Origin of the sequence: Clostridium fallax (assembly GCF_900129365.1) — a bacterium.
GTDB lineage: Bacteria > Bacillota > Clostridia > Clostridiales > Clostridiaceae > Clostridium_AH > Clostridium_AH fallax.
Genome location: NZ_FQVM01000021.1, coordinates 1 through 23,328 on the forward strand (window position 1 = coordinate 1; position 23,328 = coordinate 23,328).

At 23.4% G+C, this 23,328-nt stretch carries 24 protein-coding genes; 19 read left to right on the forward strand and 5 right to left on the reverse strand.

Annotated features, from left to right (window positions below):
- Nucleotides 1-343 precede the first annotated feature (343 nt).
- Nucleotides 344-592, reverse strand: a complete 249-nt coding sequence (locus tag BUA70_RS09715) for a hypothetical protein (protein ID WP_072896815.1) — start codon at nucleotides 590-592, stop codon at nucleotides 344-346.
- A gap of 346 nt (nucleotides 593-938) precedes the next feature.
- Here BUA70_RS09715 and BUA70_RS09720 point away from each other — a divergent pair, with 346 nt between their 5' ends.
- The 8 genes from BUA70_RS09720 to BUA70_RS09755 all read left to right on the forward strand — a co-directional run bounded on the left by BUA70_RS09720 (nucleotide 939) and on the right by BUA70_RS09755 (nucleotide 9,605).
- Nucleotides 939-1,925 carry a helix-turn-helix domain-containing protein gene (locus BUA70_RS09720; protein WP_072896817.1) on the forward strand — a complete coding sequence of 329 codons (987 nt, stop codon included), beginning with the start codon at nucleotides 939-941 and terminating at the stop codon, nucleotides 1,923-1,925.
- Between the two features lie 351 nt (nucleotides 1,926-2,276).
- Nucleotides 2,277-4,088 (forward strand): ABC transporter ATP-binding protein, encoded by a 1,812-nt coding sequence (locus BUA70_RS09725; protein WP_072896819.1) that lies wholly within the window; start codon nucleotides 2,277-2,279, stop codon nucleotides 4,086-4,088.
- Nucleotides 4,085-5,818, forward strand: coding sequence for an ABC transporter ATP-binding protein (locus BUA70_RS09730; protein ID WP_111944827.1), 1,734 nt, complete (start codon nucleotides 4,085-4,087; stop codon nucleotides 5,816-5,818). The genes BUA70_RS09725 and BUA70_RS09730 overlap by 4 nt, the downstream gene beginning before the upstream one ends.
- A 146-nt stretch (nucleotides 5,819-5,964) precedes the next feature.
- Nucleotides 5,965-6,720: a YoaP domain-containing protein gene (locus tag BUA70_RS09735; protein ID WP_072896821.1), complete on the forward strand. Its 756-nt coding sequence runs from the start codon at nucleotides 5,965-5,967 to the stop codon at nucleotides 6,718-6,720.
- Nucleotides 6,721-6,777: 57 nt separating this feature from the next.
- Entirely contained in the window at nucleotides 6,778-7,620 is an 843-nt protein-coding gene (locus BUA70_RS09740) for an MBL fold metallo-hydrolase (RefSeq protein WP_072896824.1), read from the forward strand.
- A gap of 116 nt (nucleotides 7,621-7,736) precedes the next feature.
- Nucleotides 7,737-8,738, forward strand: coding sequence for an amidase domain-containing protein (locus BUA70_RS09745; RefSeq protein WP_072896826.1), 1,002 nt, complete (start codon nucleotides 7,737-7,739; stop codon nucleotides 8,736-8,738).
- A 168-nt stretch (nucleotides 8,739-8,906) separates the two neighbouring features.
- Nucleotides 8,907-9,245 carry an inorganic diphosphatase gene (locus tag BUA70_RS09750; protein ID WP_072896829.1) on the forward strand — a complete coding sequence of 113 codons (339 nt, stop codon included), beginning with the start codon at nucleotides 8,907-8,909 and terminating at the stop codon, nucleotides 9,243-9,245.
- A gap of 150 nt (nucleotides 9,246-9,395) precedes the next feature.
- Nucleotides 9,396-9,605 (forward strand): zinc ribbon domain-containing protein, encoded by a 210-nt coding sequence (locus BUA70_RS09755; protein ID WP_072896832.1) that lies wholly within the window; start codon nucleotides 9,396-9,398, stop codon nucleotides 9,603-9,605.
- Between the two features lie 115 nt (nucleotides 9,606-9,720).
- Here BUA70_RS09755 and BUA70_RS09760 read toward each other — a convergent pair whose 3' ends face one another.
- On the reverse strand, nucleotides 9,721-10,119 hold the full coding sequence (locus BUA70_RS09760) for an HsmA family protein (protein ID WP_083573507.1): 399 nt from the start codon (nucleotides 10,117-10,119) through the stop codon (nucleotides 9,721-9,723).
- A gap of 782 nt (nucleotides 10,120-10,901) precedes the next feature.
- Between BUA70_RS09760 and BUA70_RS09765 the strand changes: the two genes are divergently transcribed.
- From BUA70_RS09765 to BUA70_RS09800, 9 genes are all read left to right on the forward strand, one after another.
- Nucleotides 10,902-11,411 (forward strand): QueT transporter family protein, encoded by a 510-nt coding sequence (locus tag BUA70_RS09765; RefSeq protein WP_072896836.1) that lies wholly within the window; start codon nucleotides 10,902-10,904, stop codon nucleotides 11,409-11,411.
- 352 nt (nucleotides 11,412-11,763) lie between these two features.
- Nucleotides 11,764-11,907 (forward strand): hypothetical protein, encoded by a 144-nt coding sequence (locus tag BUA70_RS13075; RefSeq protein ID WP_159429648.1) that lies wholly within the window; start codon nucleotides 11,764-11,766, stop codon nucleotides 11,905-11,907.
- 58 nt (nucleotides 11,908-11,965) lie between these two features.
- Complete coding sequence (locus BUA70_RS09770) at nucleotides 11,966-12,412, forward strand: hypothetical protein (RefSeq protein WP_072896838.1); 447 nt, start codon at nucleotides 11,966-11,968, stop codon at nucleotides 12,410-12,412.
- A 233-nt stretch (nucleotides 12,413-12,645) separates the two neighbouring features.
- The gene (locus BUA70_RS09775) at nucleotides 12,646-12,828 is read left to right on the forward strand and encodes a hypothetical protein (protein WP_072896840.1); all 183 of its coding nucleotides are present in this window, start codon (nucleotides 12,646-12,648) and stop codon (nucleotides 12,826-12,828) included.
- A gap of 234 nt (nucleotides 12,829-13,062) precedes the next feature.
- Complete coding sequence (locus BUA70_RS09780; RefSeq protein WP_072896842.1) at nucleotides 13,063-13,404, forward strand: hypothetical protein; 342 nt, start codon at nucleotides 13,063-13,065, stop codon at nucleotides 13,402-13,404.
- 169 nt (nucleotides 13,405-13,573) lie between these two features.
- A complete protein-coding gene (locus tag BUA70_RS09785; RefSeq protein WP_072896844.1) occupies nucleotides 13,574-14,080 on the forward strand; it encodes a GNAT family N-acetyltransferase in 507 nt (168 codons plus the stop codon).
- 90 nt (nucleotides 14,081-14,170) lie between these two features.
- The gene (locus BUA70_RS09790) at nucleotides 14,171-15,370 is read left to right on the forward strand and encodes a hypothetical protein (protein ID WP_072896846.1); all 1,200 of its coding nucleotides are present in this window, start codon (nucleotides 14,171-14,173) and stop codon (nucleotides 15,368-15,370) included.
- A 100-nt stretch (nucleotides 15,371-15,470) separates the two neighbouring features.
- The gene (locus tag BUA70_RS09795; RefSeq protein ID WP_072896848.1) at nucleotides 15,471-15,680 is read left to right on the forward strand and encodes a hypothetical protein; all 210 of its coding nucleotides are present in this window, start codon (nucleotides 15,471-15,473) and stop codon (nucleotides 15,678-15,680) included.
- Nucleotides 15,681-15,813: 133 nt separating this feature from the next.
- Nucleotides 15,814-16,428 (forward strand): VanZ family protein, encoded by a 615-nt coding sequence (locus BUA70_RS09800; protein ID WP_072896850.1) that lies wholly within the window; start codon nucleotides 15,814-15,816, stop codon nucleotides 16,426-16,428.
- A 397-nt stretch (nucleotides 16,429-16,825) separates the two neighbouring features.
- On the opposite strand, the gene BUA70_RS09805 is transcribed toward BUA70_RS09800, so the two are convergent.
- The 3 genes from BUA70_RS09805 to BUA70_RS09820 form a co-directional block, all read right to left on the reverse strand.
- The gene (locus tag BUA70_RS09805) at nucleotides 16,826-17,077 is read right to left on the reverse strand and encodes a spore coat protein (protein WP_072896852.1); all 252 of its coding nucleotides are present in this window, start codon (nucleotides 17,075-17,077) and stop codon (nucleotides 16,826-16,828) included.
- A gap of 12 nt (nucleotides 17,078-17,089) precedes the next feature.
- On the reverse strand, nucleotides 17,090-17,278 hold the full coding sequence (locus BUA70_RS09810; RefSeq protein ID WP_072896854.1) for a hypothetical protein: 189 nt from the start codon (nucleotides 17,276-17,278) through the stop codon (nucleotides 17,090-17,092).
- A 184-nt stretch (nucleotides 17,279-17,462) separates the two neighbouring features.
- Entirely contained in the window at nucleotides 17,463-17,996 is a 534-nt protein-coding gene (locus tag BUA70_RS09820) for a helix-turn-helix domain-containing protein (protein ID WP_072896858.1), read from the reverse strand.
- Nucleotides 17,997-18,552: 556 nt separating this feature from the next.
- On the opposite strand from BUA70_RS09820, the gene BUA70_RS09825 reads away from it, so the two are divergent.
- The gene (locus tag BUA70_RS09825; protein WP_072896861.1) at nucleotides 18,553-19,593 is read left to right on the forward strand and encodes a PTS sugar transporter subunit IIC; all 1,041 of its coding nucleotides are present in this window, start codon (nucleotides 18,553-18,555) and stop codon (nucleotides 19,591-19,593) included.
- A 438-nt stretch (nucleotides 19,594-20,031) separates the two neighbouring features.
- Nucleotides 20,032-23,274 (forward strand): SNF2 helicase associated domain-containing protein, encoded by a 3,243-nt coding sequence (locus BUA70_RS09830; RefSeq protein ID WP_072896863.1) that lies wholly within the window; start codon nucleotides 20,032-20,034, stop codon nucleotides 23,272-23,274.
- The last annotated feature ends 54 nt before the right edge of the window (nucleotides 23,275-23,328 follow it).

A 23,328-nucleotide genomic window follows, 5' to 3' on the forward strand; every position in this document is an offset into this window, starting at 1 on the left:
AAGCTGTAGAATTTAATAATCATGTAAAAACTGAAGATGATTTAATGATAACTTCTTGTTGCTGTCCTATGTGGGTAGGAATGTAAAATATTGGATTTGAAAAGTAAAATTCAAGGAATCATTGCGATTATATATGAATGCAGAGAATTAGGAGAAAAGGAGATGTCTCAAAATGAATTTTAAATCATTTTAGAGAACATCTCTCTTTTTAATTTAATAATATAATTTCTATATTTTTATAAAAATAAGCTATTAAGATACTGATTTTTATTTTAGTAAGTTTTTTACCTAACAGAATAAATCTTATTATTTTTAAATTTTTTCAATATATATTTAGAAATTTCTATTTGTAAAAATTAAATTCATCTTTTCTTTCAGAATAAGCATTTAACACTTCTTCCATATCTTCTTCTATGTAATCTTTTAAAGTTTTATAGTTTTCATTGGTGCTTTTATCAGGAAAGCTATAATCAAAAGCTTCATCTAAAGTATCCTTCCAAGAACCAACATCACCTATAAACCACCATTTACCATCTTCTAAATTAGTCTCTGCAATACTGTTACTATGATTATCCTTTAGTACTATTAACATGTAATTAACCTCCCTTTATTAAAATTTTAAAAATAAACTTTATAATTTATATGGTACCATAAATTTTAATACAAAAAATAAGAATAAAGTTAACATATAATGAAATTTATAACTTATTAATATATCTTAAATTTAATTTTTAATTAATATGAGAAAGAATAAAAAATAAGATATTTTCTTACGATAGAGATAATGATTTTTATTTTCAATTATATTATAATTAATATATAAGTTAAAAGTCTAACAAAAAATATAAATATTGGTTATTAGGGCTATTCTCATAAATTTTAAAATTAAATAAAGATAGTTACAATAATAAAATCCATAATATGAGGGTGATAATTTGGTGAAAAACAATTTTTTATCTAAAAAATGCTATACTAATGATAGTTTAATGGAAAATACAATTTATAATCTTAATCGGTTTTTTAATAATATATATGAAACGAGAGAAAAGTATTTTTGGGCACCTAAAGACATTGGAGATGGATATTATAAACGTATGTTATTAGGAAAAAGTATAGAGATCTCTACTGAAAAAATTAAATATAATGAAGATACAAAAATGTCAGGCAAATCTTTTGGAGATGCTTATAGTTTATATTTTTCTTTAAATAAAGATATGAATTGGAGAGAAGAATATAGTAAAAGGGATTTTAGTATAAATGAAAAACTAGGAGCATTTATGAAAATAAATGAAATATTTGAATCTTGTATTTTAGAAAAAGAGAAAAAATATAATTGTTTAAGCATTTCTATAAGTAAAGAAAGACTTAAGGAATATTTTAATATAGAAGAGATTTTAAAATATAACTCTTTAAAAGAAAATAAATTTTTTGCAGAAACTTTTGAGGTAAATGAAAGTATTAGAAAGGCAATATTAGATATTGAAAATTGTCCTTATAAAAGCGATATAAAATATATGTACATAGAATCAAAGGCCTTAGAGATTTTTACAACTGTTATTAGTCAAATTAATAACAAAGATTTTAATTACAGTAGATGCAAACTTTCTAAAACAGATATAAGTAGCATTATGTTAATAAAGAAATATGTGGATAAAGAATTTACTAGAAAAATTACTATTAAGGATCTTGCCTTGCTAGGAAAAATTAATGAATGTAAGTTAAAACAAGGGTTTAAAGGTATTTTTGGACAATCTGTTTATTCTTATATTATAGATAAGAGATTAAAATTAAGTATAAATTTATTAGATGAAGGATATTTAATAAATGAAATTGCATACATGGTTGGATATAACGATCCTAGTAGCTTTTCAAGAGCTTTTAAAAAGAGACATGGATATAGTCCTGTGAATATTAGAAGCAGATAGTTTTACTTATATGTCATGTTTTTCTACCTATATGTTATGGATGAAAAGATAATATGTTATTAAAATATAGTAATGAGAATTATTCTCATTACTATATTTTTTTAGGAGGTGTAATTAATTATGATAAATAAAAAATATTAATTAAGACTTTTGTAAAAGTAAGAGATTTAAAAGGGTTATAAGTACGTATATTTTTAAATTATCTTTTAATTATATTTCTATTTTAGATTATAGTAATCAGTCAAATAGTTATTTATATTTTAAAAATATACCTTTAACAATCTTATTAAAGATATAATTATAAAAGTTTTAAGAGGTTATAAAAATATTTTATTTAAGGCGGTGAATATAATGAAAAAGGAAAAGAAAAAGAGTGGCATAGGCCGTCTCTTAGAAATTGCAGGAAGGAAAAAAACATTAGTTATAATATCTTGTATATTATCTACAATTAGTGCAACTTTTATGCTTATTCCATATTTAAATGTATATTATATTTTAAAGGAAATACTAAAAAGTGGACTTAATATTTCTAATATTAATGGAAAGTACATATTAAACCAAGGTTACTATGCCTTAGGAGCTTTAGTTATTAGCCTTATTACTTTATATGCAAGCTTAATATCATCTCATTTAGCTGCATTTGATATTTTATATAATATTCGTATGAAATTAGCAAAGCATATAGGAACTTTACCTTTAGGCTATCTTTCTAATACATCTATTGGAGTTGTAAAAAAAACCATAGAACAAAATGTAGAGAAGATAGAACTTTTTATTGCCCATAAAATACCTGATTTAGTAAATGTATTGGCAACAGCAGTAATTATGGTTGGAGCTTTATTATATTTAAATATTCCTATGGCAATTGCTTGTATAAGTTCTTTTATTATTGGAATGCTAATTCAAAGTTCTATGTGGTTTGGAAAAAAAGCTAAAGGATTTGTGAAAGAATATTATGATTCATTAGAGCAGGTTAATTCATCAGCAGTACAGTATATAAGAGGAATGCAGGTAGTCAAAATATTTGGTAGAACTGTATATTCTTTTAAAAAGTTTTATGATGATATGAAAGCATATAGAGATTATTCAGTTAAATTTACAGATAAATTTGAAAAAGGATTTATAATTTTTAAAGTACTTTCAGGAAACTTTTTTACATTCATGTTACCTATTGGAATTTTTCTTTTAAGTAAAAATCCACATAGTATTTCTTTTGGACTTACATTTTTATTTTTCATAGTAATGGCTCCAGGAGCATCTGCACCTATGCTTAAACTAATGTTACTTGCGTCAAGTTTAAGAGATATTAGTGAAGGAGTAGCAAGAATCGATTTAATTATGAATGAAAAATCAGTTGAAGAGCCTACTAATCCTAAAATACCTAAATCCTATGATATTTCCTTTGAAAATGTATATTTTTCTTATAATGAAAAGGATAAATGTACAAGACATTTAGCATTATATGATATTAGTTTTCATTCAAAAGAAGGAGAGGTTACAGCGTTAGTTGGACCATCTGGGTCTGGAAAATCTACAATTGCAAATCTTATTCCAAGATTTTGGGATATTGAAAAAGGAGAAATAAAAATAGGCGATGTAAATATAAAAGATATTCCTACTAGTAAACTAATGGATATTGTTTCTTTTGTATTTCAAGATAATTTTTTATTCTATGATAGTATTTATGAAAATATTAAAGTTGGAAAGCCTGATGCAACTAAAGAAGAGGTTATTAATGCTGCAAAGGCATCTCAATGCCATAAATTTATTATGAGTCTTCCAAATGGTTATGATACTTTAATAGGAGAGGGAGGAGTGTTTCTTTCTGGAGGAGAGGAGCAAAGAATTTGCATTGCAAGAGCTATAATTAAAAATGCTCCTATTCTTGTTTTAGATGAGGCTACTGCTTTTGCAGATCCTGAAAATGAATATGAAATACAACTAGCTTTAACAGAGCTTATAAAAGATAAAACAGTTATAGTAATAGCTCATAGACTTTCATCTATACAAAATGCAGATCAGATTATTGTTATGGATAATGGAAAAATAATAGAAAAGGGAACTCATAGAAAGTTAATAGAACTAGAGGGTATGTACTATAGAATGTGGGCTGCTTATTCTGATTCTAATAATTGGGAACTAATTAAGGAGGCAGGAATATGATAGAGTTATTATATAATATATCAGCAGGGAAACCTAAAAAACTTTATAAATCTATTTTTTATACTACTATCTGTAATATTGTAAATATTGTACCTGTTGCTCTTTCTATAGAAGTAGTTAGAACATTTTTTGAAGGATATGTAAATAATGGACAAATAAATTTTAAAAAGTTAATTAGCATTTCAATATTTCTTTTTGCATATCTTATTGTAATGTATTTAAGCGAGGTGCCAGCATATAGAAGCTCTTATAGAGATGCCTATGATTTAAGTGCTAAAGGTCGTGCTGAACTTGCAGAAAAATTAAGAAAATTACCTCTTGGATATTTTTCAAATAGAGATCCTGGAGATTTAGTAAATATGTTGATGGGGGATTTTACCTTAATTGAAACAGGAGTATCTCATTTAGTTCCTCAAGCTTTAGGTGGGGTTATAATGCCTGTAATTGCATTTATAGGTCTTTGTTTTTGGAATTTACCTATGGCGATTTCTATGTTTATATCCCTTCCAGTTGCAGTATTAGTTTTAATATTTTCAACTAAAGTTCAAAATAAGTTAACAGAAAAACATATGAGAGCAAAAATAGATGCAGGAAATAGACTACAGGAATATCTTAATGGAATAAGAGTAATAAAAGCTTATAATCTTACAGGATATAAATTTAAAAAATTAGATAATTCCTTTAAAAACTTTAAAGATGAAAGCTTAAGATTAGAAGTTTTAACTGGACCTTTTGCTCTTATGGCTGTAATTTTAATTAGATGTGGATTAACTTTAATGATTATTTTAGGAATACATCTTATTCTTAGAGGAAAAATTGACATTTTAACTTTTGTAGGATTTTTAATTATTGGAACAAGAGTTTACGATCCTTTAACATCTGCTCTATATAATTTTTTTGAATTTAGATATAATTCTATTGCAGGAAAGAGAATTATTAAATTAATGAATGAAAAAGAAATGGTAGGAGGAGATAATGCTCCTTTAAATCATGAAATAGAGCTAAAAAATGTTACCTTTGGATATAATGATAAACCTGTACTAAAAGGTATAGATTTAAAATTAAAAGAAGGAAGTATAACAGCTTTAGTAGGACCATCAGGATGTGGAAAAACAACTTTAATAAAGGTGATTTCAAGATTTTATGATCCAGATAAAGGTGTAGTATTATTTGGAGATAAAAATGAAAAGGAAATAAATTCAGAAGATTTAATGAAAAATATTTCAGTGGTTTTCCAAGATGTATATCTTTTTAGAGATACTATAAAAAATAATATTGGATTTGGAAAAGAAAATGCAACAGATGAAGAAATAGTAAATGCAGCTAAAAAAGCTAATGCTCACCAATTTATTATGAAACTTCCAAAAGGATATGATACTATAGTTGGAGAAGGCGGATCTACCTTATCAGGTGGAGAAAAACAAAGGGTATCTATTGCAAGAGCATTATTAAAAAATGCACCAGTAATTCTTCTTGATGAAGCTACAGCAAGTCTTGATCCAGAAAATGAATTAGAAGTTCAAAGTGCTATTAATAGATTAATTAAAGGAAGAACAATTGTTATAATTGCCCATAAATTAAAAACAATTAAAAATGCAGATAATATTGTTGTATTAAATGATGGCAGAATAGAAGAAAAAGGAACTCATGAACAATTGTTAGATAAAAAGGGATTATATAATAAGTTGTGGAACATACAAATGGAATCCGGTGGATGGAGGTTAAATTAAAAAGACAAAATAAAATTATGATTTATTATAAAAAGCTTTGTTAGATAAACTCTAACAAAGCCTTTTAAATTTAAGATAATAATTATTTTAAATTAAGTAAAATTTCAGTATAATATACAATATATTTTAAAAGGTGAGGTGATTAAATGGATATAATTACAGTTACAAAGGATAACTTAGAGAAAGAACATATCTGTTGTGCAATTGGAAATAACAATGATTGTGGAGTATCTGCTAAAAAGTTATGGTTATCTAAAGAATTTGATGAAGGTTTAGTTTTTAAGAAAGGAAATGTAAGAGGTAAATGTTTTATAGAGTACATACCTAGTGAAATGGCTTGGTGTCCTATTGAGGCTCCTTCATATATGTTTATTAATTGCTTATGGGTTTCAGGTAAGTTTAAGGGAAAAGGAAATTCTAGTATCCTTTTAAATGAATGTATTAAAGATAGTAAAGAAAAAGGAAAAAAGGGACTTGTAATATTATCTAGTAAGAAAAAAATGCCATATATATCCGATGGGAAGTTCTTAAGATATAAGGGATTTCAATTAGCAGATAAATTAAATCCTTATTATGAACTTTTATATTTACCTTTTAGTGATAATTCAAATAAACCTTTCTTTAAAGACTCAGTAAGAAATATTAATATTAAAGAAAAGGGTTTTGTTCTATTTTACTCCCATCAATGTCCTTTTACAGCTAAGTATGTTCCTCTTATTAAAAGTTTAGCACAAAAAAAGAATATTCCTTTTAAAACTGTTCTTTTTGAAAGTAAAGAAGAGGCACAAAATGCACCTTCACCTTTTACAACTTATAGCTTATTTTATAATGGAGAATTTGTAACAAATGATATTTTATCAGAAAAAAAATTTGAAAAACTTCTTATAGAAAAAGAATTATAAAGTTTTGAAATTTTATATATAGTAATTATAATTAGCCAAGTTAGAAGGGATAAATTTATGGATATAATAGCTTTAATAGAAAATACAGTTGATAAGTCCAAAGATTTAATAAATGAAAAAGGACTATGTTTATATATAAAAAAAGATAATAATAATATATTATTTGATGTTGGTAAAAGTAATAATTTTATTAGCAATGCAAGAAAACTTGGGATTAATATAAAAGATATTGATATTGTAATAATATCTCATGGGCATCATGATCATGGAGATGGTCTTTTAGCATTTTTTAGAGAAAATACTAAAGGTAAGGTATATATGAAAAAAGAAGCTTCAAAAGATTATTATTTTAAATTTATGTTTTTTAATAGAAGTATAAGAATTAATGAGGAAATATTTAAAAAGTATTCTGACAGAATTATTTATATTGATGATTTTAAGGAGATATATAAAGATATTTATATCATTACAGATATAAATAAAAGGTATGAAATTGCTAAAGGTAACAAATATATGTTTATATCTGAGAATGGAAATTTAACTAGAGATACATTTAACCATGAATTAATTATGGTAATAAAAGAGGACAATGGAATAAGTATATTTACTGGTTGTTCTCATAATGGTGTAGCTAATATGATAAAAACAGTAAAAAGTATTTTTTATAAGGAAAAAATTAAAGCTCTTATAGGTGGCTTTCATCTAATTAAAATACCAATATTAAAATCTTTAAAACCTTCAAGGGGTGAAATAGATATACTTTCTAATATCATTATAAATGAAAACATAGAAGCAATATATACAGGTCATTGCACAGGAGAAAAAGCTTATAAAGAATTAAAAAATATTTTAGGAGAAAGAATAAAATATCTATCAACAGGAACTAAAATACAAATTTAAATATATAAAAATTATAATTTGAGGTCTTATATCATATAATGTAACGACTATAATGTAAAAAAATATTAATTAGATTTTATTTTTTATGTAAAAGAAATGAGGCTTTAAATATAATTATGGAAAGTATTATTAAGGATTATTTTAATTGGTATTATAAAAATTTAAAGTTACAAAATGAAAGCAGTATAGAATTAGAAAGATTAGTTTATAATTCTAATATTATAAAATTTAAAATGAGTAAATTAAGATTTATGGTAAAATGGTTTAAAAAGTTAGATGAAGAAATTAAAGACTATAAAATATATATAAAAATAAAGGAAATTACCTTTAAAGAAGATACCATATATGTAGATTTATTTTATGGTGATGATTTAGTATTGAAAAAAAGTGAGAATGTAACACAAAAGCTTAGAAATCAATTTCATAAAATAATCTTAAAAAACATAAATAATAATTTATTTATTATAGATGACTATTATAATGATCACTTAGCAGATGAATTTTTTATGGTAAATGATGATAATATAAATAGAGATTTTATTAAGGAGAATATTAATAAAAAGATTCACATAAAAACCTTAGAATTTAATAATAATTTAAAAAGGCTAGATAAATTAGCTAAAGAATATGAGGAAAATCTAAAAAAATCGTCATCTAAGAATCTTAATAAAAAAAATATAAGAAATAACTTTAATTATGATGGAAATGAAGCTAAAAATTATGCTGTTAAATATTCTTTAGATTATAATCCTTTCTATAGTGATTACAATGGAAAAGGTGGAGATTGTACTAACTTTGTATCTCAGTGCATAAAAGCAGGTGGAATTCCTACAGATTATGTATGGTTTAAAGATAGTAATGCATGGATAAGAGTTAGAGAGCTTAGATATTGGTTAATTAATAAAGGATATTGTAGGGAATTAAAATGGCAAGAAAAATCAAAGGAAGGGGATTTAGTACAATTAGAAAATAACTATGGAATTATATATCATAGTTTAATTATAACTTATAAAAGCTACGATAATCAGTTATTTGTATCATCCCATTCTGGAGACTATTATAATAGAGCTTTGGAAACTTATATAACATCAAGAAGATATCTAATATTAACTAGCTAAATTATAATAAATAATAGAATTTAATAAATAGAAATTGCTAGCAGTAAGTATAAAAGGTAAATTTAAATATGATTAGAAATTTTTATATAAATATATATAATTAATATAACTAAAAACTTCCTAAGCTTTATTTAACAAAAGATATTAAAATAGAGAGAAGATGAGATTTTGGAAAACTACTTAGGTAAAAGAGTTAATGTTATTATTGATAGACCTTTAGGATCTAATCATCCTAAGTATAACCTTATATATACTTTAAATTATGGATATATTCCTAATACTATTTCTGGTGATGGAAAGGAATTTGATTGTTATATTATAGGAGAATTTGAACCTCTTAAAAAATATGAAGGATATGTTGTAGCTATAATAAAAAGAGAAAATGATGTTGAAGATAAGCTAGTTGTTTGCAGAGAATTTAATAAGTATAATAAAGATCAAATTAAATCATTAGTAGAATTTCAAGAGAGATTTTTTAAATCTCAAGTAGTAACCATGATTAAATAGAAGATTATTAATGTAATATGATAATAAATAATAAAATTTCAAATAATATATGAATAATTATATTTGTATATTATTTATGATTTTAATTTGACTATGTGTTATATTTTTGCTTAATAATATATAATAAAGAATTAATGAGGAGATATTTAAATGGAGAAAAAAAAGTATGTATGTTGTAAATGTGGATATACTGAGTATGAAAGTGACCAGTTTCAAGCTACAGGAGGAAACTTTGCAAAGATATTTGATATTCAAAATAAAAAATTTATTACAATTAGTTGTAAAAGATGTGGATATACAGAGTTATATAAATCTGAAACTACAGATGGATGGAATATATTAGACTTTTTAATGTCATAGTATTTAAAATTTATTATGTGCTTTAAAATTATATAAATTTATATAAATACTAAGAAAAAGCTTAAAGGAAATTTAATATTAAATTTCCTTTAAGCTTTTATGTAATATTTTAAGTTTAGCTAGTCATTCCTATGTACATACCTACAAAATAAGGGATTAACCAAATAACCCAAACTAACATACTAAATTTATGGAAAGCTGCTTTTGCTTTTTCACTACCTTTATTAAGAACCCAAGTTGCCCAAACAGCATGAAATAACATTAAAATTATTGCAAGCATACCTGTAGTTTGGTGAATTAATAATTGAGTTGAAGATATAGTTTTATCTGTACCAGAAGCAACTATTCTACTCATTGTAAAAGTTCCTAAAGTATCACAAATTAAACCACACCAAAAAATAATTACATGTTTTTTCTTTAAGATTTTTGCTCTATGCTCTCCCCATACACCTATAGTATAAAAAATTAAAGCTAGGGTTATAAATATAATAGCTGGAATTAATAATTTTGGCACAGTAATCATCTCCTTAATTTTTTATAATTATTCTTATACTCTTAATAAGCTATCTACTATACCAGTTATATTGATTTTTATTATATGTTTCTTTTGTTTTATAGAAAATCAATAAGAATTTAAATAGATTATTTTTTATTTTGAGTAAGAATTGCTTTTTTAGATTTTTAATTTCTTAAATATTAAATTAATTAGTATACTAACTATTTAAGATGATAATACTATTTTAAAAATCTTACAATGACTATACTGTTAATTAATAATGAATAAATATTAATATATTAAAATATAAATTACAATAATTATAATAAACTTAAAAAAATAAAAATAAATATAAGAAAAAATTATTAATTATTAACTATAATTATTTTTATACGAACAAATTAATATTAATTATGAACTAAGATTAAAAATATTTGTAAATCAAAATTATATTTGTAAATAATTTATTTTTATTTGTTAATTTAATATTGTAGTTAAATATTTGATTTTTTATAAAATAATAAATACAATATTAAAATGTTGATTTATATATAATTATAAATTATAATAAAATTTGAAAAACTTAAAAAAGACAGTTCGAAAGCCTCCTGTCTTTAAATAAAACTACGGTAAATTAATTAAAGAATTATTTTAATAGTAATTCTTCTATTTTCTATGCTTACTTTTATCGTAAATAATATAAGTATAGAAATATAAGCTTAATTTTATCGTAGATAATTTCTACGATTTTTTTTATTTTACAGGGGATTTTCAAGTTTTATTACTTAAGGAGTGGTTAAATGAATTTAGACAGAAAAATAATTACAATTGTTAAAATGGCTTTAGTTGCAGCAATATATGTAGTTTTAACTATTGCAATAGCTCCATTATCTTATATGAATATTCAATGTAGAATTTCAGAGATTATGGTTCTTTTAGCATTTATAAATCCATCATATATAATAGGACTAACTTTAGGTTGCTTTATAGCAAATACTTTAGGACCTAATGGGCTTACAGATATTATCTTTGGAACTTTAGCAACATTTTTAAGTGTTTCTGCAATAGCTGTAACAGGTAATTTTATTAAAAATAAAGCTAGAGGTATTTTTATAGCATCTTTATGGCCAACTATTTTTAATGGATTAATAATAGGGACTATGCTTCATTATATACTTAATATTCCTTTGGCATTATCAATTTTTCAAGTTGCCATTGGAGAATTTTTTATTGTTACTATTATAGGAGTTCCATTATTTAAGTTTTTTACAAAAAAGTATGGTAAATATTATGACAAACTTTCAATATAGGATTTTATAATGGAACTTTAATTTTATATTATGGAAAATAATTCAAAGTTAAAGGCGAAGAAGAACTTATATAATAGAAATAAAAACTATTATATAAGTTCTTTTATTTATAAAGTTTTAAGTAATTTTTAATAAAATTATAAACAATATTACTAGAAAGTAAATTTAATAATAACATACAGATAATTCACAATAATTAGAGAAAATCTATAATACGATATGAAAATATTCTTGATATTAAATGTAATTAAGTAATTGGCTTTAATATGATAAAAATAAAGAGAATTTTATTTTTACAGTATAATACTTTAGTGCTATTATTTAGTTAAATTTAAGAGCAGAGGTGATTATGATGAGTGATAAAGGTAATAGAAGGCTTAAGGAAAAAACTATAATTTATGAAAAAGATAAAATAGGTGAGATGAGAAAAGAGCAGGAAAAAGAAGCTGAAATCATAAAGGAAAAAGAAAAAATAGGCGAAGGTAAAAGAAAATAAAAATAAATTTTATTATAATAAAAATATTAGATTTTTGTTGTGAGAGGAGGATAATATAATGGAATTATATGAAGAAGTTGACATTGAAAAAGTACTTACTGGTGAAGATAACTTAGATGATTTTAATAAATTTTTAAAGTTTTATGGAATAGAAGATGGGTTACAAGATATTACCCTAAAACATACAAAAGATAGATTAGAGGCTCTTATAGCTATGGCAGAAGAGGGGACTGATCCTAAATTAACTGAGAAAAAATCATTCTTAAAGAGAATGCTAGATAATTTAAAGAATGACAGAGATAAAAGAGAAGCTCTTAAAGCATTAAGAAAGATTTATACAGAAGAAGCTACAATGGATAAAATGGACTTAAAAGGATTAGATAAGGAATTAAAACATTGTTTAAGAGAATATAAAAAATATGAACATTTCAAAAAACATGAACAAAGAATTGCTGATAAATGGATTAGGGAATTAACAAAAAGAGGCAATAAAATAGAAAATTAATAAATATAAGCATTTTAATAAAATAGTTTTTTTACATATAAAAAATAACAAACAAGTTTTTAAGTTAAAGTATTATTAATATTTGAGATAAAGATAAGGTAAACTATATAAGTAAATTAGGTAGTTTACCTTATCTTTTTATTATATATAAAATAATCAATAATAAAGGAATACATAAAAGCTTACTTCTTTGCAAAAAATAAATATAAAGTATTTTTAAAGGAGAGCTTAATATGGATAATAATAAAAATAGGATGAAAGATAAACCTAAAAGTAACGCTGAGCTTAGAAAAATGAAACCTAAAGAAAATTCTGATTTAGGAATTATTAATGGAGTAAAAATTGGAGCCTATGCTCAAGGAAAAAGATCTGATAGAACTTATGAATGGAGAAATGAAGGACAGGAATTAAAGTAATTTTAAAGTATCTATTATTAAATTTAATATATAAATAATTAAGCTTGCAAACAAAATTAAAAATAATATTGTTGCAAGCTTATTTTTATGTACATTAATAATAAAAGTATATTTATATTTTAAAATCTTATATAAGTAAATTATTATATATAAAATTAAAAACCTATATATAGGTTTTGTTGAAAAATATAACAGCAAATAGTAAAATTTTAACTGAGAGGGGAGGCGATTTAATTGAGAAAAACCATATCTTTAATAGGAATATTGTTATTTATAGTAATTTTAATTCAAAGTTATATGATAGGATTTAACAATGATTTAATAGAAAGTAGAGAAATAGTATCTTACATTGGAATTTTAATATCTATAATTGTACTTATAGGTAGTATACTACTCTTAATAAAGAATAATATTATTAGTTTAATATTATCCATAATACTTTATGCAATAGGTGGAATAATTGGAATAATAAATTCGGAGATATATAGTTATCTAAGAGTTTGGGGAATAATTTTATGTAGCTTTGCTGCAATTCTCGGTTATGATTTAGGTAAAAAAAAGAAAAGAACATATTAATAAATAGTTTTATAAGATTAAAATAGTATAATGATATTAAGTGAATAGGAAAAAGAATATTTAAATAAGATTAAAAAATGTTTGTTATTTATAAACTTATATATTGGAATGTTATAGCATTTAATAATAGAATAGTATAAAAGATTATACATAATGAAGGAGAATTTTAATGGAGTTTAGAAAGTCAGTTAAATCAGATATTAAAGATATTATGAAGATTATAGTTCAAGCTCAATTATATCTTAAAGAACAAGGGGTAGATCAATGGCAAAATAATTATCCTAATGAGGAAGTTATAGAAAATGATATATTTAATAAAATCAGCTATGTATTATTAAAGGATAAAAATATAGTAGCCACTGCTGCAATATCTTTTGATGGGGAAAAAACTTACGAAAACATTTATGATGGTAATTGGATAAGTGATTATGAATATGCTGTTGTTCATAGAATAGCTGTTGATAATAATTATAAAAGATTAGGACTAGCATCTAAAATTATGAAAAATGTAGAAAATACTTGTTTGGATAAAGGAATAAGAAGCATTAAGATTGACACCCATGAAGATAACTTATCTATGCAAAATTTTTTAAAGAATAATGGGTTTAAGTATTGTGGTGTAATATATTTAGAAGATAAAAGTAAAAGAATAGCTTTTGAAAAAATATTAGATTAATTAAAAAACTGTTTATAAATAATATATTAAAGAAAAAAGTTAGTTAGGAGTTATTTATTTATAACTCTTTTTTTATAGGTGGGAGAGAATATGAGAGATAATAAATTAAATTTTTATTTTTTTGGAGAGGTTGGAAAATATGATAAATATAATCCTTCCTATACTCTTAGTATGGATTGGGCACCTGAAATTTTATATATAATTGCAGTAAATAAACCTAATTCTATATCTAAATATGAAATAATTAATTCTTTAAAAATTAATGAAAAGGATTTTAATAATGTTATTAAAAATCTTAAGTTAATTAATGCTATAGAAGTAAACAACAATAAATATAAAATAAAGTTTCCAGTTTTTTTAAAAGAAGACGTTATAAAAATGAAAGAATATTTAATTGGGTTAGGAAAAATAATAGGAGATAAGATTATATCTTTAAGATATTCAATTAGAGATATGCTACTAAATTTGGAGTGCATTAAAAACTTTAGTGAGGAAAGAATACTTTATCATATTGTTTGTGATAAGATTTTTGATGATATTGCCTTTGGTTTTTTTGAAGAAAGAAAGCTATTTTGTACATCTAAAATTCAACCAGGTAATAGAAATTATATTATAGTAGCCTATGAAGATAATGAAGAAATAGAAATATATAGTAATAAGTTATTATGTAGTAGCAATAATTATAAAACAACAAATGTTACTTTTAATAGCTTTGGGGATTCAAATGGGTATAGAAAAGATATGTATAGATTCTTTAATCTTATGGAGAAAAATGCTGTTAGGGGCACTCCTTTTGAAAAATTAAATTTAGATTATATTAATATTTTAAATAATATGAATAAAGAGATAACAAGAAACTGTGGAATTTTAGTTAGTAATATAATAAAAAGAAACATAAAATATAATCATTTAACAAATAAAGAAAAAGCCTTAATTAAATTTTTAGAAGAGCTTCAATATGTTAATATAAATAATTTAGATAATTCTATAAAAATTAAAGTACCAGTGTTTTACAAAAATGATCAAATAATTATTAAAGAAATAGCAAATCTTATACTTTCAAATATATTTTCTATAGTAAAAGAATCTTTTAAAAATCTAAAAGATAATCAGGTTGATTTAACATCAATTAAACATGGAGTTAATATAAAGGAGGTAGGAAATGAACTATGGCATCAAATCTTTGGCTTTACTAGTGAATATTTAGCTAAGAAAGGATTTATTATATCACCTAATAATATAAAAGGGGAAGGAAGATACGAAAGAAGTGTTATTTTAGAAGATTATTAATATAAATTTAAACCTTATATTAATTAATAAAATATAATTTTTATAATATAAATATTGCAATAATTTAAGAAAAAGTTTATATGTTTTGGAGGAAATTTTTATGAATAATAATTTAAGTCAAAATAATAAAAAAGCTTCTTATAAAAAATCTAATCTTAAAATAGATTACATAATTTGCTTAGCCATGGGAATTTCCTTAGGAGTAATTTATGGAATTAAGTATAATAAATTAGCTTTAGCTCTAGGTTTAGGAGTTACTTTTGGTAGCAATATAGGATTAATTTTAAAGGGGATTAATAAGGAGAAATGATGTATTAAAAAGGTTTTATATAAAAATATAATTATAGTTTTTATTTATATAAAGAAATATAATATTTTATTGCTTATATAATCATCTAAGTTTATAAAATTAAAAAAATGAGTTTTGAAGTGGGGTGTATTATTTGTCTTTAGGCATAACTATTGATTCAGAGAATATATTATTTGCAATAATTATAATTTGGATTATTACTAGAAGTTACATATTATATAGGAGAAAGAAGAGGGGAAAACCATTGCTTTTAGGTAAAGAAGTAATTAATAATTTATTCTATATATATTTACTATTATTAATATATATAACGTTAATTCCTATTAATATTTATTTTGGTGATAAAAGTCAATTTATTAACAATACATCTTTAACGAGAAGGCTAGGAATAAATTTAATTCCCTTTTATGATTATTATTCTTCAGTTAAAGCTTTTGGTATTGAAACTATAAATATTTATTTTATTAGGAGTATTATAGGAAATATTTTATTATTGATTCCTTTTACACTATATCTTTGTTCTTATGTAAGTAAAATAAGAACTATTAAAAATACTTTATTGGTTTCATTTATCATTTCTTTATCTATAGAATTATTACAATTAGTTGAAAACTATTTAAATAAATCTCCTTATAGGACTGTAAATGTAGATGATCTTATTTTAAACACTTTAGGTGGAATATTAGGGTATTTTACTTTTAAAGTTTTATATAAAACAAAGTTAAAAGCTATATTAAATATTACATAGATATAAAAATACATATAGAATGTTATTCATATTATTCTTGTTATAATGATTAAGATTGCCTAAAAATCTTAATAGTATTACGATTAAAAGTGCTAATAAAAAACATATTAATTTTAATTGAAAAGAATTCATTATAAATAATTACCTTTCTTTTAAATTTTCATAAATTAAATAGCTATTAATCTAGTAATTATCTCGGTGAAGTACAATTATTGAATATCCTTAAATGTCTTTTTTATATATAACTCTACCTTTTATAATTATAGTAAAATTTGTTTTTATTATAACATTATAGAAAATAATAACAAGTAAGCATATATTTATAAATATATGCTTACTGTTAAATTATAAAATGCTAGAACTATTAATAGTTCTAGCATTTTTATTAATATTATAATTATTTATTCATTGTTAATTCTGATTTTAAAGTACTTATTTCAGTTTGAGTTGCTTCTTGAGCAGGTTTATAATAACCTTTATCTTTAGCTATATTATATATTCTATATTGACGACTTTCATCTTGGTCTCTCATTAATTGTAATGTTTGACGTAATTCTTCGTTATTTGTTTGAGCTATCATATTAGCATAGCTTGATAAGCTAGAATTAAGAGTACTTAAATAATCATTTATAATATCTTTTTCTTTCATTTTAAAATCCTCCTATTTTAAAAATGTCATTAATTTTTCTTTGCTATTTAGAGCATCTTTAGCATCACATTGTAATATTTGAACTAATTCTTGATCAGTACAATTTTTTGCATAATCATTTAACTTATTTGAAATTGTTTCATGAGCACCTATAAGGTGACGTAAATGTTGAAGTTCTAATTCATTTAAATTTTTTGACATAAATAAATCACTCCTAATTTATATTTTAATAATATTGTTACAAAAAGCATAAAAAATATTCTTATTTTAAAAATAAGAATATTTTGGTACATTATAAATCTTATAATTAATTTTAATAAAGGGAATGCACAATAAAATTTATTATACATTCCCTTTATTAAAATATTATTATTAAAACAATATTTTAATTTCTTGGTGAAAACCAATAGGTTATGTTAGTTTCTTCACCTGGATTTTTGTACTTATGAGGAGTAAATTTTGTTATATAAATACTGTCACCTTCATTTAAAATGTGAGTTTTACCTTCAACTTCAACTTCAAGACAACCTTTTATTACAACACCTATTTCATCATAATTATGTCCCCAACACATATGACTATACGAATTATTTCCATCTATAGTTATACTTAAAGCATTTAATTCTTTTGCTCCTTTTAATAGAGACTCAAAAGTTATTTTATTATCTTCAGTGGAAAATATTTGCTTTCTTTCATCTTTATGAACTATATCTTCATTTTCATTATTTGAATCTAATATGTCAATAAGATCTATTCCTAAGGCATCACATATATTTTCTAAGTTATGTATAGTTGGACTACTTAAATCTCTCTCTAAATTGCTTATAAACCCTATAGATAAGTTTGTTTTTTCAGATAGATCCTTAATGGTAAGTCCTTTTTTCTTTCTAAAATTTTTAATTCTTTCTCCTAGTGACATTTTAATTCTCCTTATTAGAATATTTATTCAAGTCTATTTCAAAGTCAATATTTTGTAAAATATTAAATATTAATAGATATAATGTAAAAAATATCTATAACATACCTCTCTAATAGATTATAATTGAAAAAAAATGTATATACAATAGATTATATAAATAATTTCAAATTGGTGAAATTATTTATATGTGAAATATTAAGATATAAAAAAAACAAAAAAATCTTAGATTTTTAAATATTTTAATAATGAATATATAGTTATAAAGAATTTTTAGTATATTAATATACACTATTATTTATACTAATATAAATAAATATACTATAATCTTTAAGTTTAAAGGTTTTTCTTTGAAGATAAATAAATTATTATTAAATATTATAAATAAATTAAGCTTATATTTTTTCACATATAAAAAAAAAATTATAAATTTGTGAAAAAAGTACTAGACAATATTAAAATTTTAAGATAATCTATTATTGTATCTAGATACCAAACAAAAACAAAAGATAAAAACTATGAATAATTTCATGGTACTGAAAAAGGGGGCAATTAATATATGGAGTTATTTAAAGGGACTATTTTACTACTGACGGTATTGTCTGTATTTACAATATTTAGTTTAAAGGCACCTAAGGGGATGAAGGCAATGGGAGCCTTAGCAGATGCAGCTGTTGCAAGTTTTCTTGTAGAAGCATTTCAAAGTTATGTTGGTGGAGATATGCTTAATATTCCACTATTAAAGGAAACTGGTATTGCAGCAGGTGGTATGGGAGGCGCGGCAGCAGGAGCATTAGTTCCTATAGCTCTAGGAGTTTCACCGGTATATGGAGTTTTAATAGGGTGTGCCTGTGCAGGTCTTGGAATATTACCAGGTTTTGTAGCAGGATATATTATGGCATTTATAATAAAGAAAATAGAAAATAAAATACCTAAGGGGTTAGATTTGGTAATATGTGTTGCTTTTTGTGCACCTATTGCTAGATTTATAGGTAATTTAGCTACACCAGTTGTAAATGCTACTTTGATTAATATAGGTGGAATAATAACAAATGCATCTACTCAAAATCCAACGGTTATGGGCTTTATATTAGGCGGAGTTATAACAGTTGTAGCAACAGCACCTTTAAGTTCAATGGCATTAACTGCAATGTTAGGTTTACAAGGAGTACCTATGGCGATTGGGGCACTTTCAGTTATGGGATCTTCATTTATGAACCTTGTGTTTTTCCATAAGATGAAATTTGGTGATAGAAGTACTACAATTGCAGTAGCTATAGAGCCTTTAACTCAAGCAGATGTTGTTTCTGCAAATCCTATACCTGTTTATTTAACTAATTTTATAGGTGGAGGAATTTCAGGAATTATTATTGCAAGTTTTGGTTTAATAAATAATGCATCAGGAACAGCAACACCTATAGCAGGTTTGATGGTTATGTACGGATTTAATGATCCTTTAAAAGTTACATTAGTTGCAGTATTATGTGCAGTTTCTTCTGCAGCAGTAGGATTTTTTGGGGCAATAGTATTTAAAAACTATAAGATAAGAACTGTAGATGAAATAAGAAATGGCAACTTAAGAAAAGAATTAATAGCATAAATTTACTGGAATTTATACATTGATAATAGAGAGGTTTTTATTTAATATAATTTTAAAAATAGTATTAGTAGATTAATTTTTATACATTTAGTATTAGTTTTTCATATATAATAAAAAAGTTCGTTATTTACATATTTATATAATTAAAGCAAAATTCAATATAAATTATGAAATCTGTTAAGATAATTATAAAAAATTTATTATAATAGATTCATAACAAAAAGGCACTATCAAAATTTATTAGAATTTTTATTAAAATTCTATAATAATTAGATAGTGTTTTTTTATTACAAATAAGAAAAATCAAAGTAATATCTATTTTTTATAGAAACAATTATATAAAGCTACAATATATAACTGTAAAAATCCAGTAAAAAGAAAAAAACTATATTTTATGATATAATAAAAGGATGAAATTTTATTATATTAGGAGAAAATATGAGAAGAGATTTATTAATACAAAGATTTAAAGAGGAGACTACTGGTAAAAATTATCTAAAGGGAGAGAAGGTTTTTCATAATGATTTGGTATCATCTATAGAAATTACAGATGAAGAAAACTTAATTTGTATAGATGGAACTGTGATTTCTGAAAATCTTTTTAGCGAGTATAATGTAACTATAGAAATAGATGCAACAAATAAATCAGTTTTATCTACCTCTTGCACCTGTAAGGATTATGAAAAACATGAATTTACAAGTGGAAATTATTGTTGTAAACATATAGTAGCTAGCTTTTATAAAGCTTTAGATGATCTTCTAAAAAACCCTCTTTTAAATGAGGAGGAAGAAGAAAAAATAAAATTTAAAGAAGATAAAAATATATTATCTTTATTATTAGATGAAGATAAAGATAAAGAAGAGCTTAAATTGGAAGTATACATAAATAGATACCAATGGAATGATAAAATTTCAGCAGAATTTAAAATAGGAATAAAAACAATGACTTCTAGCAAGTTATATGTAATAAAGGATATTGAGCAGTTTTTAATGGGGTATTATAGTAAAATACCTATAAAGTATGGTCAAAACTTTACCTTTAATATAAAAAAGCAAAAATTTAATACTAAAGAAAAAAGAATAATTGATTTTATAGAGTTATTAAAAACCATGGAAGGACCTAAAAGAGCAGTTTATAGGTCAGAAAGTAAAAATATAGATGGAAAGTATATAAAAATACCTAAAGACTTACTTAGAGAATTTTTTGAAAGAGTAAAAAATAATAGAGTTTATTTAAATGAAGGATTTTTTTATAGAACAGTTGAAACAGAAATTGTTTTTGATAATGTTCCTATAGAATTTGATTTAAAAACTGTAAAAAATGATTATATACTAAAGATGCCAAATGGAATCGCAGAGCCTCTAAGTGATAAAGAGGATGTTTTTTTATTTGGAACTACTATATATCTTCCAGACTATGATTTTTGTTACAGAATAGCACCTTATATAAAAGCTTTTAATAATTCTAAAAGTGTAGTTATTCCAAAATCAGAAGAGAATAGAATACTAAAACATCTTATTCCTCAGTTAAACTTGATTTCTAGTAATATAACTTTATCTAAATCTATTAAAGATAAAGTTGTAATTGAGCCAGTAGAGTTTAAATTTTATTTTGATAAAGAAAGAAAAGATATTACATTAACAACTAAAGTTAAATATGGTAAATATGAATTTAATATTTTTAAGGATATAAATGAGAAGATAATCTATAGAGACTCAAAAAAAGAGAAAAGAATTTTATCATCTCTTAGGGAATTAGGATTTGAAGAAATAAATGAAAAATTTTATTTTATATTTAATGATGATTATATTTTTGATTTTTTTAAAAACAAAATAAATATACTTCAAAATTTAGGAGAAGTTTTTTATTCTGAAAACTTTAAAGGAATAAAATCTCTTGGAAGTAAGGGAATAAAAGGAGATATAAAGACAGGTAATTATAATTATTTTGAGATGAATTTTAAGCTTTCTGATATATCTGAAGAGGAGACAAAGGATATATTAAGGTCATTTAGAGATAATCTAAAGTATTATAAACTTAAAAGTGGGGAATTTCTTGACTTAGAGGAGCTTGAGCTTAAAAAGTTTTTAAAACTTTTAGATGTGGTTTCACCAGAAAATTTAGAAAATAATCATATAGAAATAGATAAAAGTAAAGGATTATTTCTATCTAATTATTTAGAAGAAAATCAAATAAGATATATAAAGGGTAAAAATCACCTTAAAGAAATAAAAGACAAATTTAAAAATATAGAAAAGTTAAAGTTTAAAGAACCAGAAGGATTAAAGGCTACATTAAGAAATTATCAAAAATCAGGATATAATTGGTTTAAAACTTTAGATTATTTAGGCTTTGGAGGTATTTTAGGAGATGAGATGGGGCTTGGTAAAACCCTTCAAACTATAACCTTTATATTATCTAATAAAAATTGTAAAACTTTAATTATAGCTCCAACCTCTTTAATATATAATTGGAATGATGAATTTCAAAAGTTTGCTCCAACAGTAAGAGTAGGCATATGTAATGGAGTAAAAAAAGATAGAGATTTAATAATAAATAATGTAAAAAATTATGATGTTATAATAACTACCTATAATTTAATAAAAAGGGATTTTGAAGAATATAAAAACTTAGAATTTGATTATTGTATTTTAGATGAAGCTCAATATATAAAAAATCCAAGTTCTCAAAATGCAATAGCTACAAAAGAAATTAAGGCTAAAAAAAGATTTGCTTTATCTGGTACACCTATTGAAAATTCTCTTATGGAACTTTGGTCTATTTTTGATTTTATAATGCCTAACTATCTTTTTGATGAGAAAAGATTTAGTGTAAGATACTATAAAAAATTAAAGGAAAGTCCAGAGATTCTAGAAGAACTTAATAGTTTGGTGAAACCTTTTATTTTAAGAAGAAGAAAAAAAGATGTAATAAAAGAACTACCAGATAAGATAGAAAAGAAGATTTTAGTATCTTTAACAGAAGAACAGAAAAATGTTTATGGAACCTATGCTAATTATGCTATGGAACTTATTGAAAAAAAGGTTAAGGATGATGAGTTTAAAAATAGTAAAATAGAAATACTTTCATATATAACAAAACTAAGACAGATAGTTTTAGATCCTTCAGTACTTATGGAAGATTATACTGGAGATAGTGGAAAAATAGAAGCACTAATAGAAATATTAAGTCAAAGTATAGATGAAGGTCATAAAATATTAGTTTTTTCTCAATTTACATCAGTTTTAAAAAATATATCTAAAAGACTTAAAGAAGAAAAATTTTCTTTTAGTTATTTAGATGGTTCTATATCTTCTGAGAAGAGGATGGAGATAGTTAAGGATTTTAATGAAGGAGAAAATTCTATATTTTTAATAAGTTTAAAAGCTGGAGGAACAGGTTTAAATTTAACTTCTGCAGATATAGTAATACATTTTGATCCTTGGTGGAATCCTGCGGTAGAGGATCAGGCTACAGATAGAGCTCATAGAATAGGCCAAAAAAAAGTAGTAGAGGTTTTAAAACTTATAGCAAAAGATACTATTGAAGAGAAAATAATAGATCTTCAAAATGAAAAGAAAAAACTTATATCAAGTTTAATGGATAATGATTTATCTAAAGCAGAAAACTTAATATCCCTAACAGAAGAAGATATTTTAAAGTTATTTTCTATAGATTAAAAGAAAAAAGAGCAGATTTTTAAAGAATCTGTTCTTTTTAGTTTTATAAAAAAA